We start from the raw sequence: 17,568 nt of genomic DNA, 5'->3' as shown, positions 1-17,568 counted from the left end.
GAGCAGGACGAGCAAACCGGGGCGGGCTTGCCTAACTGGCTGGTTCCGCTTCCACTGGATTTTCCGGCTCTGGCTCCACCACACGCTCTTCAGGGAAAGTGATTTCCACCAACGTGCCATGATCACTCTCGCTTGAGATGCTCAAACGGGCCCGGTTTGCTTCGGTCAGTGCCTTGGTTAGCGGCAAGCCAAGACCTGTGCCTTCAGCGGCAGTGCGGGTTGTCGAAGAAATCTGCCGGAACGGTTCGAGCGCCCGTTTCATTTCCTCTTTGCTCATTCCGATGCCGGTGTCGCGAATGCGTAGCACCACGTCGCCATTTTCCTGCTCTGTCGTGGAAACAATGACCTGCCCACCGGCATGGTTGAATTTCACCGCATTGGAAAGCACATTGAGAATGATCTGGCGCAGCGAGCGGCAATCAGCCACCACATCGGGCAGTCTGGATGCCGTGGATGTGCGAATAATGATCTGGCTACGATTGGCCTGTGGCTGCATGATGCCGACGCATTCGGCGACAAGGCCATTGAGCCCGACTGCCTCAAACTGCAGATCCATCTTACCGGCCTCGACCTTAGAGAGGTCCAGAAGATCATTCAGCAAGCTCATGATGTGGGTGCCTGAAAGCTTGATATCCTTGAGATAGTCCTTGTAGCGCTCCTGTCCAATAGAGCCGAACCGCTCTTCCATCATCACTTCGGAAAAGCCGATGATCGCGTTGAGTGGGGTGCGAATTTCGTGACTGACCTTGGCCAGAAACTCTGACTTCTTCTTGCTGGCATCTTCTGCGCGCAGCTTCTGGGTCAGCAGCTCTTCCTGCGTGCGCTTCCAGTCGGTAACATCACGCAGCACGGCGCAGAAACGGTTCGTTCCTGGAATGGAAACGCGCCCCATCGTCATCACCAGCGGAATGAGACCGCCCGAGCGCAATTGCCCGATGACTTCCTGCCCGCCATTGAGCAGGCTGGCAAGGCCGCTGTTGCGCAGCCGTTCCAGATAGGCCAAGGCGTCTTTGTGGCTCTCGTCGGCCAACAGCGAGACGAAGCGCTCACCGGCCACCTTGTGACGATCCACTTCAAACAGCGCCTCGGCGGAATGGTTCATCCGCAGGATGCAGCCATCGCGGTCCAGCACCAGAACTCCGTCTGTTGCCGTATCGAGAATGGCTTCCAGCTCGGCGATCTTCTCGTCTTCCTCAGAGACACCAACAGAAGGCGGTGTTGCCGGTGTCTCTTCAAAGCAGAGCATGGCAGCGGGCTGCTCGCCCCAATTGATGGACGAGATATTGGCCTCAACGGAAATCGGGCTGCCATCTTCGGTGCGCAAGGTTGTGCGGCCATTGGTCTTGGTCAGCCAATCTCCGGGACGACCTGAAAAGAGCCCTTCCATGCCCCCCATCGCCTGCAAGGCTTCAGGGCTTTCATAACCAAGAAGCGTGAGCGCGGTTTTCGACGCAAAAAGAACTGTTCCCTGCGCAGACACAATGATTGCCGTGGGCAACTTGTTCAGCATATCGATGAGCGGGGAAGATTTATCCCCCTTGTCCCAGAGGGTTCCAATGCTGAGGGCAGCCACGCCGGCAACGGTTGCCGCTGTCAAATCAGCAGAACTCTCGGATGGAGTCTCTCCGTCTTCAGGGATGTCATCTCCCAGAGACGGAAGAGCAGGGGGCTCGGGCAGGCTATCCTCGTCATCGCCAGACGCAGAAATGACAAAGTGGCTCGACGATACCACAGGCTCCTCGAAAGGGTCATCCTGCAGAGCATTGTCAACATCCTGAGAACCATCTTCTACCCAGGCTTGCGATATATCCTCCTGCGAAGCGTCCAACTGCTTGGCAGCATCTGGTGTGAGACTATCCTCTGGCTTAGACTGCTCAAGGCTTGCGTCCTGCTCTGAGGCGAATGCTTCGCCGTCACTCGTCACGTCGGCTTCCTTGAGAGGCTCGGCCAAAGTATCCCCTTGAGAGGGCTGCTGCGCAAGACCGGCCTGCTCATGCAAGGATTTCAGCTTTGGATCGATAGAGAAAATATCAAGCAAAGCTTTGCTGGTGGCTGACTTGTGAGCATCATCCTTGCGTTCTCGCGCAGCCAGCAAGTCACCCAGTGAGCCTTCTGATGAACGCCATGGCAGAGCAGGTTCTTCTTCATTCTTTAGGCGCTTCTTGATGAGAGCAGCAAGAGGCCGTCGCGTGATGGTCGGACGGGCGGGTTTGTCCATGGCCTTGTCAGAAGCTTCGCCAGAGGTTTCGCCAGAGGTTTCGTCAGGCGTTTCGGACGCTAAAGCTGTCGTGTCGGCTTTCTCTACCTCACTAGCAATTTGCTGCACAATCTCGTCGGTAGGAAAAATGGAGGCTTGTGGCAAGGCGTCAGGCGTAGTGCCATCCTCTTCATCCTCCAGCTCATCTTCGCCAAAGGCTTCAAATTCCTCGTAATCGTCATCGAGATCTTCCGCAGGCAAACGGCTTTCGAAGCTTTCGTCAGACAAGGCCTCGGCGATCTCCTGAAAGGCATGCTCCTCGCCTGCACTCAGTTTGGCTTCACGCGCAGTTTCTTCCTTGATGGATGCATCCTGCGTCGTTTCCTTCACTCCGTCCGGATTGCCGCTGAGCAGCGAGCCCACAAGCTCGAAAGTCTGTTTATGCGCAATGGTTTCTGTGTCTTCATTCGGTTGAGATGCCTCAACAGATGGGTTCTCAGGCTCGCTCTGGTTGTTATTGTTATTTTCGTAGCTCTGGTCTTCCGTTCCCTTCTTGCTATCGTCACACACGGCGATTACCCCGCTCGTTTCGTCAGTGTCCTGAGGAGACTGTCCCCTGTCCCCTGCGGTTTCTGGCGAAATCAGTTCTGTCGTGGATGCTACGGCATTTTGCGCCGCTTTGAGTAGGTCTGCAGATATTAGCTCTTCAATTTGTGCAATCTGAAGCTGAAGCCCGTGGCTTTCGCTCCGCTCTTGCTCTGTGTCTTGCGTCTGGTCTTCTGGCTTAGTCTGGTCTGCGTCAAGTGCACCCTGATGGGCTAGTGAGCCGGGCATATCCTGTCGCTCATCCGGCTTGCACAGCCCGAATCCCCGAAAGCCCTGAAAACCATGCAGGTGGCCATAAATAGGAAGCCCGGTCAGTTCCACTGCGATGCGGTAGGGTTTGTCCGCAACCGGCCACCAGACATCAAGGCTCGCCCATGTATCGCGGGAGTCAAAGCCACTTGCGACAGCCCCGTCTTCATCCATTTCGAAGCGGGCGGCTACGTCACTCCAAGTCAAACCGCCAATATCGGCGTTTCTAGGGCCGACACCGTTTGCCAATTCTTCCGAGACAAACTTGAAGCGGCCTGTTTCATCGCTCTCCCAAACGAAATGGTAAGCGCCTTTGGCATGAAAATCATCGGACATGCCATTCAACGCGGACTGATCTGATGATCCGTTGCCCCGCTGCGGAAATTGTAGGCGATAGACATTATCGTCTTTGGCCTGCTGCTTTTGGCGAAGATGCGAATCAAGAACCGTGATGGATGCTTCCGAAGTGGGCCGATCCTTGCCGTCCTTTATCAGGTCTTCTCTGGACAGCTCCCGCCCGGTGACAGGGTCTGTGAAAGGCAAGGAAGAGTAGGGTCGGCCTTCGTCGGTAAGGAAGGGCTGCAAGTCCCGATCCTTGAGTCGGTCCGGTCCCTTGATGAGGCGCTCTTCCAACTCTGACAATTCGTTGATGCCAAAAGGATCTTCAAAAATGTCAGCCTCTTCTTCAGCCAGAGCTCTCTCGATTTCGTCCTGATTGTCGTCTTCCAGTTCGGCAAACGGATTGTCCGACCCAGTGGGCGCATTATCGACTGCGATGGCAGGATTGTGCACGAGGAGAAGATAGCCGATATCAGGCTCATCTGAAATACGGGCCACGGCTGCGCTGGTCTGGCTATCGAAAAAGGGCAAAGACCCCTCGGCATAGCGCGCATCATCAGCCAGCTTTGCGAGCAACTTGTCGAGTGCAACAGCATTGTTGCCAAAGGGCACAAACCCATCGGAGGCGGCGATCACCTTTCCATGATCATCCAATAGCGCTGAGTGCAAGGTTCCATCGCAGGAAAGGGCGGAAAGCAGGGATGTCTTCGGGTCGGCATTTTCTGGCCAGTCCGGCGTCTGATCAGGCGCTTCGATGGCGTCCAAAGGCTCTGAAGAGAGCACCAGAAGCACCGTCTCGCCCTCAACCTTGATTTTCTTGCATAGGCACGAAAGCGTCACAAAAGAGAGCCCGAGAAAGAATCGCAAGGTATCCAGTGTTGGCGAATCCGGACGCGCATTGCGGGCTAGGCGCGCCAAATGACGGCGTGCCGGATGGACATCGCCAAAACTGCGCTCCAGCAGGGAATCCATGCTTGTTTCGCCAAAGAAGGCCAATCCGGCTGCGTTGGCCCACAGAATGCGGTTCCCCTCACCATTCCATACCCAGGCCGGGCGGGAATCCAGCAATACGGCGCCGATGGTCGGATGGGCCGACAGCGTCAGATAGGGGCTCGCCAAAGAGGCAGGTTGGAATGAGGGCATGGGGTCTCAAATATCTTGCTTTATGGGTGGAGCGGATTTCAAACCCGGTTTGAAGAACCGCTTTTGTTAATAAAGTGTTATTACATTTTTCGTCCCACGAGGTCCAATAATTCGAGACATTTCGACCCGTCAAAGAGGTAGCATGGTTAATCTACCCAAGCTGGACCCGTTAACGAATTATAAATCAATCGCCCCGTTCCTGCATAGTTGTTTCTACAAATAAAAATGTCCGATTTGGCGGCCTACGGAGGCGGATTTCTGGGATGCCGAGATAACTTTCTCAGGACAACTCATGCTAAATAGAGGGCTATAAGCTGATGTTGCGTTGCGAAAAGATTGCTGATATGTTGCGGTGCACAATATTTGTTCCAATCCCCCAAATCAGGAGACAGACCCATGAGCTCAGCCTCTGGCTTCTTTGAGATCCCCGAAGAATTCCGCACCCTGACAGAGCGGGGCATCGCACACTCCTTTCAGGCCTACGAAAGCTTTCGGGATGCTGCAAGCGACACTGCCGAGCGATTTGAGAAACCGGCAAGAGCCATTAATAGTGCACTGGTTGACGCCAACAAAAAGGCGTTTTCTGCGGCTGATGAGGGCATGAAGGCCTCATTCGAGCTGGCCAATGATCTGGCGAAGGCAACATCTGTTCAAGAAGCCATGATGTTACAGACCAAATATATGCAATCCCAGATGATGCGTTTTGGCGAAATGGCAAGCGCCATGGCAGAGATGGCAACCAGAATGTCTGTAGGTGCGACACCGCAGAACAAGAGCGAATAGGCTCTGATGCCCTCAGGGAGCACTCGCTGCCAAGAGGGGGAGGAAAACTGTGCATTGCAAAATATTCGAGGCAGAGGCGCGAAACGTGAAATAGGTGCCATGCTAATCAGTGTCGGTGCTTTTGCGGGCTGGTGCAGACCATGTGCTTTGGTGAGTGTCTGATCACTGAATTTTGAGAGGACTGTTGCATTTTGCAAGACCGATCATGGGCACAAAATCACCCGCATTTTCGAGGGAATCGGAAGGGCTAAGTCTCCACTTTGGCCGAAATCCCGGTTTGCGGGCCTTGTGTCAGAATGGGACGCCCCTCTGAAAGCTTTACGGCCGATTACCTGATGAATAGAGCCCGGAGTTTTAGGAGGCTGTCTAGGCTCTGAACCATGGGGCTGGGGCAATAGACTCACGCCAAGAAGCTGAAACGGGGCTGGCTGAACCGTCATGCAGAGCCTTTTCAAACAGGAATCCACAAGCAACGGTCGCATAAAGGCGTGAAAAGGGCGTGAAACGGCTTCTGATGACGTTTTTTTGACAAGCTGTGGGAAGTCTCTACATCTGCTCTTGCATTTTGCGCCAAGCTTCCCTAAAAAACAGCGCACTACAGGGAACCCATGCAGTCGTAGCTCAGTTGGTTAGAGCGTCGGATTGTGGCTCCGAAGGCCGGTGGTTCAAATCCACCCGACTGTACCACCTGTAAGCTTTAAAACTCCCCGAAAATATAATGAAAAGAACACATTGTTAGATGTGTCGGATTTTCATGTTGTTCGTTCTCCGGACAGCACTATGCAGGTTCTCACCGGAGGCATTCGATTTATGGGATTGGGCTCGGATACCTTAATTGAGCTTGAATGTGAACATTTTTTAAGGGGTAAATCAGGGATCTCTTAGTGAATATGACTAAGTCAGGTGATATGAGATGGTAAGTTAAAGCCAAATTTTGGCACCCAATAGAGGAAGGTATAATGAAACAAATCAGCAAACTCCTTCTGACCTCTGCGTTCTTATTCAGCACGCAAGCCGCTTTCGCTGCTGAACGCGTATGGAGCCCCCAATATAGCTGTCAAACCATGAAACAAATGGTCATTGATCGTGGATCTCTTCTTGTTAGCTATCCTTTGAGAATCAACCGTGGATTTGAGCTTGTATTCAGCAAAAATCAACGTCAGCAATGCGAAGAGAATGCGAGCTATAACGATTGCAAGCTTTTCCGTGTGCAAACATCTGACGTGGATGAATGCCCCGTTGGCTATATTGAATCTCAGCCGCCAGAGATAAAACGCTTTCGTTGATAAAAGGCTTTCAGCGCTTTAACGCAGTGGTTCATCCGATCGTTAGGGCGCCAAGAGTTTCGGAAACAGAAAACCCCGCTTACTGGCGGGGTTTTCTGTTTTCTTAAGCCAAATGATTACAAGCCCTTTCTATGTGCCGCTGCTCTGAGCCGCGCCCCAGTGGCTTGATGGGCTGGGGTGTATCTTCATTGCTCGCTCGAGCGTTGCCTGCAGTTTGCCTTTTTGCATCTGGTGCAACACGCTGTGGTGGACGCGACAGCCCGGCAATGCTTCAATGGTTACACAATCCAGCTTGGCCAGAAGTTGAGCGAACTGTAAATCTCTCTCTTTATCAGCTCCGTAGAAGAGCTTCACGTCAGGCGGTTTCTGTGCCCTGGCGAGTGCCTGTTTGGCGTCCAGAAGGGACGGATCGATCGTCTTGGCCAATCTGTGGGCAAGTGCAGTCGGTCTGCGACCCGTATAGAGCTTGGCAACGGTGGGTACTTCAAAATTGGTGATCGCGCTGAAGCCAACAACAATATCTGCTTCAAGAGCAATGCCATATTGAATGGCAGTCAGGCCATAGCCGGAAAAACCCACCACTATGAGTCGCTTTGCGCCGAGCTGATCGATGATAGGGCGTAACAAGGCAATGGACTCGTCAAAGGAATTGGAAAAGCCATTGATTCCCGAAAGTCCCCAGTTCAATCCTTCCTGAGCGGGGACATGGATGTGCGAGCAGGGATACTGGGCCAGCAATGCATCAAGAACAGGAAGCTCCATACCTGTCCGGAACGTAAGGATCACATTTTCGGCGTTAGGGGTTTCTGCGACGAACAGTTTGCTTTCGTTCGACCAGATCTTGCGATCTTGCCGGTTGTTCCCATCTTTTAGTGTTTCAACGAATGACAACACATTCCCGATGTCCCTTCCTCCAATGGAGCGGCTGGCCGTGTGGGCATAGGTGGTACAGATTGCATCCAGACGCTCTTCGAGCTTCTCATTCCCCTGCTCAAGCGCTTCTGTGACTTTCTGGAGGATCTCTTCGCTCAGCGCCATCTTGCATTCATCATAGTCTTCTATATGCGCCTCAAAGGCAGCGGGTAGAGTGCGCCGGAGCTTGCTGAAACGCTTGAGCGCCAGTACGTGATTGCCTTTTCTGCTCGGGATCATGGCGAGTATGGCGTGAGCGCGCACATTGTTGGCGTCTTCTTGCAGGATCGCGCGACACACGGTTGCCGATCCGGCATAGCGCTTCAGGTCCATGAGTGACGTGGCTATTTCTACACGGACTTCCAGACCGTCTGGATGAGCCTTTCTGGCTCTGCGCAGCCATTCAAGGGCTTGCCGGTGGATGTTCTTGCTGCGGGCGATTAAGCCAAGCGTCATGAGAGCCTGATAGTTCTTGGCGTCCCACCCGATAACATCCTTGCACAAGGCCTCAGCTTCATCATTTCTTTTAAGAGCAAATAGCTCGGATGCGAGAGCCGTGCGGGCGTGGGAGAAAAACGGATGGCCCTCTGTTGCCTGCAGAAACCATGATGCAGCCTGTTCGTGGTCGCCAAGTTGACTGGCGACATGCCCAAGTGTCATCAGGGCCTGTTTATCTTCAGGGTGCGTGGATAGCACCTTACGCGACAAGGATAGGGCGTCATCCATGACTCCTTCTGCAAAAAGGGCCCGGAGCAAGCTGTTGCGAGCCGGTCGGAATTCCGGCCAGACATCCAGAATGGCACGAAATGTCTCAATGGTTTGTTTCTGGTCACCATTCCGGAGAGCCTTGATTCCCTGCCGATAGAGGGCGAGGGGTCTGGAGCCCTTGTCGAAGACAAATGCGCTCAGCCGTCGCATGTGACGCATGATCGGATTCACAGGCGTTCCTTCCGGTTATGGTGCAGGAATAAAGCGGGAGCTACAGCGCGTTGGTGCGAGACTGTCGTTTGGAAGGGAAGACGGGACTTCATTTCAGTAGACAAATATATCAGACAGAACACCGATCATTTCCATCCAGTCGCAAAAACTGTTTCTGGATTGCAGGTCTTTCAAGCTTGGTTCGAATTTGCTTGACCAGCCTGCGGAATACATGCGGCAGTGCTGACAATCGATTTCATGTGTGCAGCATTTCACGCCGACCTTTTCAAGGGCCGATGTATAATAGTTCATAGGGTCTCTGATGCGTGAGTGACAATCCTCAGCGATGCCTGTTCGCTCATCAATGCTGTATAATGGCCCCGGTGATGTGGACCATTTGTTGTAGGCGTGGGAGTAAACGACGGTCTCCGGATAAGCATCGATCAGGCGGGCCAGGGTATTCCTTATCGGCTTGAGATGTTCGGCCTCGATACATGGGTTCTTCTCCGGTCGGCTGACTCTGAAAAACTCATTGTCATTGGGAGCCGCCTCGCCCAGTTTGTGGAGCAGAGACTTGGTTGGCGAAAACAGATTGAAGGTAATGGGAACACCGGCATCCTGACATAATTGGACTGCGGTTTCACATTGATCGAAATTCCATGCATTCACTGTAAATAAAAAAATTGCGCGCGGGTCTTCGGCATAATTTTTCAGAGCCTTGCGAAAGACGCTGGCTCCCCGCATGCGACGGTCCATAGCGTCGTCGCTTCCCCACAGGGCAATACCGATCTTGAAGGGGATCTCGCGGGAGATGAACACGCTTCCGTTTGTCCCCACATTGCCATATCTGATGTAACGCGCGGCCACTTTCAGGCGTTCTTGCTCAAGGGAAGGTTCTGCCCCCACGAAGTAGCCCATGGAGACGCCTCGCTCTGCTTCTGCTGCGAAAAAACTGTCCCAGACCGAAAGATCTTGTTCTTCATCATGTGGGTTCTGCTGTTCTCTGTCGAAGAAATAACATCCCTCGCAGCGCAAGTTACAGCGTGTCGACATTTCATAGAAAGCGGGTCGTCGAAAGACTCGTACAATTTTCTTGGCCTGCTCATACTGTTCGACAAGATCAGGATTTTGCGTCAAAAGCTGCTTGAGCACGCGAATCTTGGTGCGTTGCATATCGTCTAGGGGAATTTTATCGGTATGCTTCATGCGTGTGTTTTGCCTTGCAAAAATAAATAGTGTTACGAGTGAATAGTATTTTTTTACCCGTAAAATATTCTTGAGTACTTTCAAAAATTTCCGTCAATATTTTAAAAAAAACAGAATTATTATAAAGTAGCGAAGTATAAAGACAACATTATTTTGTTCTTGATGATATGGAAAGTGGCTTGGTACATTTATTTCGGAAATCGCACAGAGCCTGTAACTCTCGTCAAATAATCAGAAGGGTGCATGCTCATAGCTCACCTCCCCTGAGAGGGCTTGTACACAAGAGAGATTTTATTGAACGGTAAGTCGTCTCATAAATGAATTTATATTTTATTTCAATACGATGGGTGGTGGAAAATCCGGTTTTTGCAGTGTGTCTGGGCCTCTGGTACGCAGGTTTTTCTTGCTGGCATAAGGGGGAATGTGCAGGTGGCCACTGGTAATCGATCGCAAATTACGTTTAAATCGAGCGTGTAACAGGGGCGTCCGGGAGACCGGGCTGAGATGAACCCTTCGAACCTGAACCAGATCATACTGGCGGAGGAAGTTGCGCTTTAGGTCCCAAGGGAGCCCGATGGTTTCCACTCAGACCCGATGTCAATTCTTCCGCCTCAGTAGGAGCGAAGAATGACCGACTGGGGCCACTATCTCTCTCATATGCGCGCCAATGCGCCGCTTATCCAGAATATCACCAACTATGTCGCCATGAATGTCATGGCCAACGCGCTGCTCGCGTCGGGTGCGTCACCGGCCATGCTTCATGCAGAAGAGGAGGCAGGGGAGTTCGCTGCGCTTGCGTCCGCTTTGACGATCAATATCGGCACGCTCTCCACTGACTGGGTGCGCGGGATGATCGTTGCCGCTGAAAGCGCCAATGAAAACGATACCCCTTGGGTGCTTGACCCGGTCGCGGCGGGCGCAACGGCCTTTCGCCGGGAAACCTCCTCGGCTCTTCTGGCACTGAAACCCTCCGTCATTCGCGGCAATGCCTCTGAGATTCTCGCCGTTTGTGGCGAAATGACCAAAGGCAAAGGCGCCGATAGCGCTGACAGCGTAACCGAAGCAGAAGCCGGTGCCCGTGCACTGGCCGCGTCTACCGGTGGCATCGTGGCCGTAACCGGCCCACAAGATTTGATCACCGATGGTACACGCGCCTATCGAGTGGACAATGGCCATGCCATGATGCCACTCGTCACCGCGCTTGGCTGCACGCTCAATGGCGTGATCGCCTCCTTCATTGTGGGCAAGCCTCATCTGGAAGCCACGACTGCGGCCATCGCCTATTACGGGCTCGCCGGACAGCTCGCCGCAGAAACCACCTCCGCGCCGGGGTCTTTTGCCACTGCCTTCATTGACGCGCTTTACACCATCACCCCCGATCAGCTTTCCGATGCTGCAAGGATACAGGAATCATGAATCTCTCCGTCTATTTCGTAACCCCTCACAATCCTGACGATTCCCTCGTGCTCGCTGCGTTAAAGGGTGGGGCGTCCATCATTCAGCTGCGCGACAAGACTGCGCCTGATGACGTTTTGATCGCGCAGGCTACGCGCCTTAACAAGCTGGCTCAAGACTATGGCGTGCCCTTCATCATCAATGATCGCATCAATGTGGCGCTCGAGAGCGGAGCCGCTGGCCTGCATATGGGCCAGTCCGACGGTGATCCTGTCGCCATGCGCAAGGCGCTGGGGCCGGACAAGATTTTGGGGCTGTCCATCGAGAATGAAGACCAGCTGGCCATCGCGGCAGCACTACCTGAAGGCACGCTCGATTATATCGGCTGCGGGCCGGTTCGTGCGACGCTTTCCAAGAAAAACCATGCCACTCCGATCGGGCTGGAAACCATGGGGCGGATTGCGCGCGCCGCACCATTCCCATGTGTTGGCATCGGTGGCGTCAAACTGGCAGACATTCCTCGCGTCAAGGCGGAAGGCTGCGCCGGTCTTGCCATCGTCTCAGCTATTTCGCAAGCGCCAGACCCTGAAGCGGCAACTCGTGAACTGGTCGACGCCTGGGAGGCCGCATGATCCCGAATATTCTCTCGATTGCCGGTTCCGATCCGTCGGGCGGGGCGGGCATTCAGGCTGACCTTAAGGCCATATCGGCCAATGGTGGCTATGCCATGGCGGTGATCGCCGCCATGACGGCACAAAATACCCAAGGGGTGAGCGGCTGGGTGCCGAGCGAGCCGGATTTCATCGTCGCGCAGATCGAGGCCATTCTGTCAGATATTCGCGTCGATGCCATCAAGATCGGCATGCTGGGCACGTCCAAGGCGGTCGAGGCCGTTGGTCAAGTCCTCAAGGATTGTTCCGCGCCCATCGTGCTCGATCCCGTGATGGTCGCCAAGGGCGGCTCTCGCCTGCTCAATGAGGAAGCCGTTGACGCTGTGCGACGTGTTCTCGTGCCCATGGCAACGCTCATCACGCCGAATTTGCCTGAAGCGGCGGATCTTCTGGGCACGATGGAGGCGCGCAATGCTGATGACATGCAGGATCAGGCAGAAGCGCTCATCGCTCTCGGACCTAAGGTGGTTTACCTCAAGGGCGGTCATTTGATGGCCAAAGACAGCCCGGATCTGTTCTTGTCTGCCGATCAGCGCGAATGGATTTCTGCCCCGCGGATCGAAACCAAAAACACCCATGGCACAGGCTGCTCCCTGTCCTCCGCGCTGGCCACCCAACTCGCGCTCACCGGGGATAGTTTTGCTGCTGCCAAAGCCGCCAAAGCCTACATCTCCAAAGCGATTGAAGGCAGCGCCAATCTCGATGTCGGATCAGGTCATGGACCGACAGATCATTTTTTCATGCTGAGGACGTAACCCATGTCTCGTTTTCCGATCAAAAGCTTCGCAGCGGCCCTTATGCTCGCTGGCCTCACTCTGCCCGCATCCGCCGGTACTCCTTTCTCGGTTATGCTCGACTGGTTTGTAAACCCCGATCACGGCCCGATCATCGTTGCCAAGCAACGGGGATATTTCAAGGAAGCCGGGCTGGATGTTGAAATCATCGCCCCCGCCGATCCGTCTGATCCTCCAAAGATGGCTGCAGCCGGTGAAGTTGATCTGGGGGTCTCCTACCAGCCCCAGCTCTATCTGCAGCATAAGGAAGGCCTGCCTGTGGTGCGGGTTGGTTCGCTGATCGATAGCCCGCTCTACTGCATCATGGTGGATGCAGATGGGCCGGTTAAAAGCCTTGCCGATCTCAAGGGGGGGCGTGTTGGCTTTTCCGTTCCCGGCATCGAGGAAGCCCTGATGCATCGCATGTTGCGCACCAACGGTGTCGAGCCCGATGAGGTGGAACAGGTCAATGTCAATTTCGCCCTGACGTCTGCGTTGGCCGCAGGCAAGGTGGACGCCGTTGGCGGTGCCTTCCGCAATTTCGAACTGCACCAGATGGCCATGGTCGGGCGCAAGGGAAAATGCTTCTTCCCCGAGGAGAATGGCGTACCGGTCTATGAAGAGCTTATCTATGAAACGGCGGCCGACCGCACGGATTTCAGCGCGATCAAGACCTTCCTCAAGGTGACGGCCCGTGCTGCTGAAGAAATTGCCAAAGACCCCGAAGGCACCTGGGAAGAATTCAAAGGCTATGCGGCCGAGCTGGATGATCAGCTCAATCATGATGCATGGTTTGATACCTATCCCAAATTCTCGGTCAAGCCGATGGCGTTGGACAAGGCTCGGTATGAAGCCTTTGGCGCTTATCTCAATGAAATCGGTATGATTGAGGCCACTCCACCGCTCGATGGCATCACCCATGATCTATCCGGCGAATAGTGTGGCCGAAGTGGATCCTTACGGCCTGTCTGGAACGATCCTGCTGGATGGGGAAACGTTGATTGCCCCTTTCACGCTGTCGCTTCAGGCAGGCTGGACAGCCTTGCTCGGCCCTTCCGGGTCGGGCAAGTCGACACTTTTGCGGCTTTTGGGGGGGCTCGACTGTGAAGCCGAGCTTAAAGGTACCCGAAGGGGAGCCGAGCGTATCGGCTGGATGGCGCAATCCGATCTCATGCAGCCGCGCCTCTCGGTTTTGCAGAATGTCATGCTGATTGAAATGCTGGCAGGACGCAAGCCGGATCGCAATCGCGCCCGCGACCTGCTGGCCGCCGTTGGGCTTTCGGGCTTGGAGAGCCGCAAGCCATCGGCCCTTTCCGGCGGACAGAGACAGCGGGTTGCCCTTGCGCGCACGCTGATGAGCGATGCCGAATTGATTCTGCTGGATGAACCCTTCTCGGCGCTTGACCCGGCCACGCGGGCGACCATGCAGGATCTGGCCTTCGATCAGTTTGCTGGACGCACGGTTGTGCTTGTCACCCACGATCCGGCAGAGGCCCTGCGTCTTTGCCAGACCATCTGGGGTCTTGAAGACCACCAGTTGCAGCCGCTCGAGCCCTTGGCAGGAACCAAACCTCATGATCTGGCTGATCCCTCTCTGCTGGCAACAACAGCCCGCCTTCTGGACGACATCAGGGAAAGCGCCTGACCATGAATTGGTTCACCTGCACAAATGTCAGCAAGAGAGAGAATGTGTGAATGAGAAAGCTGATGATTCCTCTGGCGCTGATTGCACTCTGGCAGGGGGGCGTCTCTGCCGGGTTGCTGCCTGCCTTTATCCTGCCCGGTCCACTCGAAGTCGCTGGTACCCTATGGACCGATCGGGCCTTACTGCTCACTCACAGTCTGATAACGCTGGAAGAGGTGGCCTACGGCTTTGTCATAGGAGCGCTTCTCGGTGTTGGCACTGCGATACTCATGATGCTGTCGCCGATTGTGCGCCTTAATCTCAGGCCGGTGCTCAATGCTTCTCAGGCCATTCCCGTGTTTGTGCTCGCTCCCATTCTGACCCTGTGGTTCGGCTACGGGTTGGCGCCCAAGATCATTATGACCATTCTGCTGGTGTTCTTCCCGATTGCCTCGGGCCTTCTGGATGGGATGCTTGCAACACCACAACAAAGCCTTGATATAGCGCGCATTGCCAAGGCAAGCCGCTGGCGTGAACTCATCTGGTTGCGCTTTCCTCATGCTTTGCCGCAGCTCGCAGCAAGCATTCGCATTGCCATAACCTATGCCCCCACGGGAGCCGTAATCGGAGAGTGGATCGGCGCATCCAAGGGACTGGGCTATCTGATGCTCATGGCAAATGCGCGCTCGCGCATCGCCCTGATGTTCGCTGCTCTGGTTGTCATCGTAGTCATGACATTGCTATTGCATCGCCTTGCGGACCGCCTGCTGCGTCGATGGCTATCAGCCTAGCTATCTTTCCCGCTTTTCATTGCTGCATAATCTGACATTTCCGATGCGTTCCCCAAAACAGCATTTTATGTGGCTTCTTAATAACCTTTGATTCACGGCCTCGGGTTAGAAGTTTAGAACAAATATAAAAACGATAGTTTTTATAAATGAATTATCCAGTTGTCTATATAGGTATGGTTTTGAGTTTCTAAGCTTGCATCTTGCAACCTGTCGGCGAGTGCGCATCTTACGGATACTGTCAGAGTTTAGGGTCATCGTGAATATTTATGGTTCTGGACGGTTTTGTTCGTTTGCGTTAATACGTCTTTATACCAATTTGCTTAAAATAGCGCGCAATAGTTCTTGGGGGAACTCTGTTTGAAATGAAAAAGCGTCTGTTGCGTCTGTGCGTTATTACACTTGCTTCGATCGTGGTTTCCGTGCTTTCAACCGCCATCCTGATGCATTTCATGTTTGGCAATATACCGCGCGCCGGTTTGATTATCGCAGCGCTTGTTCCCATTCTCGCCGGTCTGCCGATTACCTTCTTCATTGATAGCCAGAGGCGTAAGCTCAACGTGGCCCTGGCTGATCTCAAAGAGGCGCACGGCCAGCTTGAAACGCTGAATGGAGAATTGGAAAAGCAGGCGCGTTTCGATTTCATGACCGGGTTCCTGAACCGACGCTATTTTGTGCAGGCGGTCAACGAGCAATGCGAACGGACCGATAAAGGGGCCATCCTGTGCATCGACGTCGATAATTTCAAACAAATCAATGACAGCTTTGGGCATCTGGTCGGGGATGAAGCCCTTAAGATGATTGCCGAAACCATCTCTAGCGCCACGCCGCAAGATGCCTTGCTTGCACGCATGGGGGGCGAGGAATTCTCGGTCTTTCTTCAGCCGACAGATCTCAAAACGGCCCGCTCGGTTGCGGAATGTATCCGCACTGCCGTTGAAGCGATGACCTTTAAGCCCCGAGAAGGCGTTACCCATGACCTATCGGTGAGCATCGGGCTTGCCTTCACCAGCAGTGCTCATGATTTTCAGGCCCTGTTCGGTCAGGCGGATCTGCATATGTATGCAGCCAAGCAGCAGGGCAAGAACCGGGTTATCCTGCCAGACAATGACGATCTGGAGCAGGTCGCCTAACCCTGAGCGGGCCTCTCTTAAACAGGAAAAATCCGCCAGACCCAAAAGACCTAAGGTCTATGAGAGCTGGCGGATAGAAAAAATGGATGTGGGCCAAAAGCCCTCGCGGCGCGGGTTAGTCCCGAGACGGAATATTGATGCCTTTTTGCACTGCCGGACGATCCATGAAACGCTTGAGATAATCAACCACATTGGTGTAGCTGTCGAAATCGACCAGATCTGTAGCTTCATAAATGCCGCCGATCGGGCGCAGCCAAGGGGCAATCGCGATGTCGGCAATGGAATAGTCACCAGCGATCCAGTCGCGGTCAGCCAGCACACCATCGAGGACATTCAACAGGCGTTTGGTTTCTGCAATATAGCGCTCGCGCGGGCGTGGATCTTCAATTTCGGCGCCCTTGAACTTCACGAAGAAACCGAGCTGGCCGAACATTGGGCCAATACCGCCCATCTGGAACATCAGCCACTGGATGATCTTGGCGCGATCCCGCTCTGTTGCGCCGATGAACTTACCTGTCTTGTCTGATAGATAAAGCAGAATGGCACCTGTTTCGAACAGGCCGATGGGATCACCGTCCGGGCCGACCGGATCGATGATGGCCGGGATCTTGTTGTTGGGGTTCAGAGACAGGAATTCTTCGCTTTTCACATCCGCGTCTGAAAGCGTCACCTTGTGCGCTTCATAGGGCAATCCCATTTCTTCCAGCGCAATGGATACTTTCACGCCGTTGGGAGTCGGGTAGGAATAAAGCTGGATCACATCCGGATTCTGCGCTGGCCACCGTTTTGTAATGGGATAATCAGACAGTTTCTTTGGGTCGATCATATGAATTTCTCCGAAAAATTGCCCCGTTTCACACGCAACAAGAGTGGAAACGAACTGAGATTGCAAACGTCACCTTAAGGTAAGATCAATGAAGGATTTTTGCAGGCCGCACAACGAAAGAATTTTTCTTATTGCAGCAGGCTGGCGGAAAGGATTTTTAAGGGGAGGAGCCATCAAGGGGAAGGGCGCGTATGCGAGTAGGCGGGGAGAACTGCTCGCAGCGCAAGAGGTCTGATGCTTGAAGGCAAGAAGCGATGCGGAAAATTCAGCGCGCTAAATCCAAACGTCCACGCTATGGCGATGGGCTTGATAAAGGCAAAGAAAAGGACCGTCGGGTCGTGTCAGGCAGCTTCCTGCATGGGGATGGATTGAAGACTGTCACACTCGAAATGTGAGAAAACAGATGCCAGAAGGTCCAGATCAACAGCATAATTCTCAACGAGGAAGTCGACAATGAGGCCTCTGTCATGCGGGTCCATGCCGGAATGCAGGATAACGGATTCGATTTCGGTTTCGTTCAGTAGATGTGGCCGGATTGAAATATATTTGGGCATCCTATCTCCCCAGATGTTGCCTGTTAAGAATTCCACCTATCTCTAAAACAGAGAAAAGAGGCAAAGAGGCCTACAATGGCAGAAAAGCTACATTTTATGGTTAATCAAGATGGTTAACAAAAGGTTAAATAAACCGTTTGATGGGCCAGAATGTGACGCCTATCA

General features: G+C 53.7%; 13 protein-coding genes, 1 tRNA gene, 1 pseudogene and 1 riboswitch. Of the genes and pseudogenes, 10 read left to right on the top strand and 5 right to left on the bottom strand.

The genetic code is table 11. From position 1 onward, the window contains the following. Positions 1–31: 31 nt before the first annotated feature. On the bottom strand, positions 32–4,534 hold the full coding sequence (locus tag ACKPCT_RS13605) for an ATP-binding protein (protein ID WP_319567156.1): 4,503 nt from the start codon (positions 4,532–4,534) through the stop codon (positions 32–34). Positions 4,535–4,930: 396 nt separating this feature from the next. On the opposite strand from ACKPCT_RS13605, the gene ACKPCT_RS13600 reads away from it, so the two are divergent. The 3 genes from ACKPCT_RS13600 (at position 4,931) to ACKPCT_RS13590 (ending at position 6,603) form a co-directional block, all read left to right on the top strand. Further along, the gene (locus ACKPCT_RS13600) at positions 4,931–5,317 is read left to right on the top strand and encodes a phasin family protein (protein ID WP_319567155.1); all 387 of its coding nucleotides are present in this window, start codon (positions 4,931–4,933) and stop codon (positions 5,315–5,317) included. A 610-nt stretch (positions 5,318–5,927) separates the two neighbouring features. Beyond that, positions 5,928–6,004, top strand: a tRNA-His gene (locus tag ACKPCT_RS13595). Positions 6,005–6,276: 272 nt separating this feature from the next. Further along, positions 6,277–6,603: a hypothetical protein gene (locus tag ACKPCT_RS13590; protein ID WP_090070162.1), complete on the top strand. Its 327-nt coding sequence runs from the start codon at positions 6,277–6,279 to the stop codon at positions 6,601–6,603. A 129-nt stretch (positions 6,604–6,732) separates the two neighbouring features. On the opposite strand, the gene ACKPCT_RS13585 is transcribed toward ACKPCT_RS13590, so the two are convergent. Together ACKPCT_RS13585 and ACKPCT_RS13580 are read right to left on the bottom strand one after the other, a co-directional pair. After that, positions 6,733–8,454 (bottom strand): tetratricopeptide repeat protein, encoded by a 1,722-nt coding sequence (locus tag ACKPCT_RS13585; protein ID WP_319567154.1) that lies wholly within the window; start codon positions 8,452–8,454, stop codon positions 6,733–6,735. 93 nt (positions 8,455–8,547) lie between these two features. Continuing rightward, positions 8,548–9,723 (bottom strand): hypothetical protein, encoded by a 1,176-nt coding sequence (locus ACKPCT_RS13580; protein ID WP_319567153.1) that lies wholly within the window; start codon positions 9,721–9,723, stop codon positions 8,548–8,550. Positions 9,724–10,107: 384 nt separating this feature from the next. Continuing rightward, positions 10,108–10,202: riboswitch (TPP riboswitch) on the top strand. Between the two features lie 64 nt (positions 10,203–10,266). Here ACKPCT_RS13580 and thiM point away from each other — a divergent pair. The 7 genes and pseudogenes from thiM (at position 10,267) to ACKPCT_RS13545 (ending at position 16,023) form a co-directional block, all read left to right on the top strand. Continuing rightward, positions 10,267–11,055 (top strand): hydroxyethylthiazole kinase, encoded by a 789-nt coding sequence (gene thiM / locus ACKPCT_RS13575; RefSeq protein ID WP_090070168.1) that lies wholly within the window; start codon positions 10,267–10,269, stop codon positions 11,053–11,055. Then, positions 11,052–11,666, top strand: coding sequence for a thiamine phosphate synthase (gene thiE / locus ACKPCT_RS13570; protein ID WP_319567152.1), 615 nt, complete (start codon positions 11,052–11,054; stop codon positions 11,664–11,666). The genes thiM and thiE overlap by 4 nt, the downstream gene beginning before the upstream one ends. After that, the gene (gene thiD, locus ACKPCT_RS13565; RefSeq protein ID WP_090070171.1) at positions 11,663–12,460 is read left to right on the top strand and encodes a bifunctional hydroxymethylpyrimidine kinase/phosphomethylpyrimidine kinase; all 798 of its coding nucleotides are present in this window, start codon (positions 11,663–11,665) and stop codon (positions 12,458–12,460) included. The genes thiE and thiD overlap by 4 nt, the downstream gene beginning before the upstream one ends. An 18-nt stretch (positions 12,461–12,478) precedes the next feature. After that, the gene (locus ACKPCT_RS13560) at positions 12,479–13,417 is read left to right on the top strand and encodes an ABC transporter substrate-binding protein (RefSeq protein ID WP_319569423.1); all 939 of its coding nucleotides are present in this window, start codon (positions 12,479–12,481) and stop codon (positions 13,415–13,417) included. Further along, positions 13,386–13,883: pseudogene (locus ACKPCT_RS13555) on the top strand (ATP-binding cassette domain-containing protein); the annotation flags it as partial. The gene ACKPCT_RS13560 and the pseudogene ACKPCT_RS13555, both read left to right, overlap by 32 nt. A gap of 290 nt (positions 13,884–14,173) precedes the next feature. Next, a complete protein-coding gene (locus ACKPCT_RS13550; RefSeq protein ID WP_319567150.1) occupies positions 14,174–14,893 on the top strand; it encodes an ABC transporter permease in 720 nt (239 codons plus the stop codon). Between the two features lie 362 nt (positions 14,894–15,255). Then, the gene (locus tag ACKPCT_RS13545) at positions 15,256–16,023 is read left to right on the top strand and encodes a GGDEF domain-containing protein (RefSeq protein ID WP_090070183.1); all 768 of its coding nucleotides are present in this window, start codon (positions 15,256–15,258) and stop codon (positions 16,021–16,023) included. A 115-nt stretch (positions 16,024–16,138) separates the two neighbouring features. Here the strand turns inward: ACKPCT_RS13545 and ACKPCT_RS13540 are convergent, their stop codons facing one another. Both ACKPCT_RS13540 and ACKPCT_RS13535 read right to left on the bottom strand, forming a co-directional pair. Next, positions 16,139–16,849 carry a glutathione S-transferase family protein gene (locus ACKPCT_RS13540; RefSeq protein ID WP_090070186.1) on the bottom strand — a complete coding sequence of 237 codons (711 nt, stop codon included), beginning with the start codon at positions 16,847–16,849 and terminating at the stop codon, positions 16,139–16,141. Between the two features lie 341 nt (positions 16,850–17,190). Continuing rightward, a complete protein-coding gene (locus ACKPCT_RS13535; protein ID WP_090070188.1) occupies positions 17,191–17,403 on the bottom strand; it encodes a hypothetical protein in 213 nt (70 codons plus the stop codon). Between the last annotated feature and the right edge of the window lie 165 nt (positions 17,404–17,568).

The organism is Cohaesibacter marisflavi (assembly GCF_963665895.2).
Classification (GTDB): Bacteria; Pseudomonadota; Alphaproteobacteria; order Rhizobiales; family Cohaesibacteraceae; genus Cohaesibacter; species Cohaesibacter marisflavi.
Note: the sequence above shows the minus strand (reverse complement) of the source record. Positions and strands in the feature narration are given on the sequence as shown.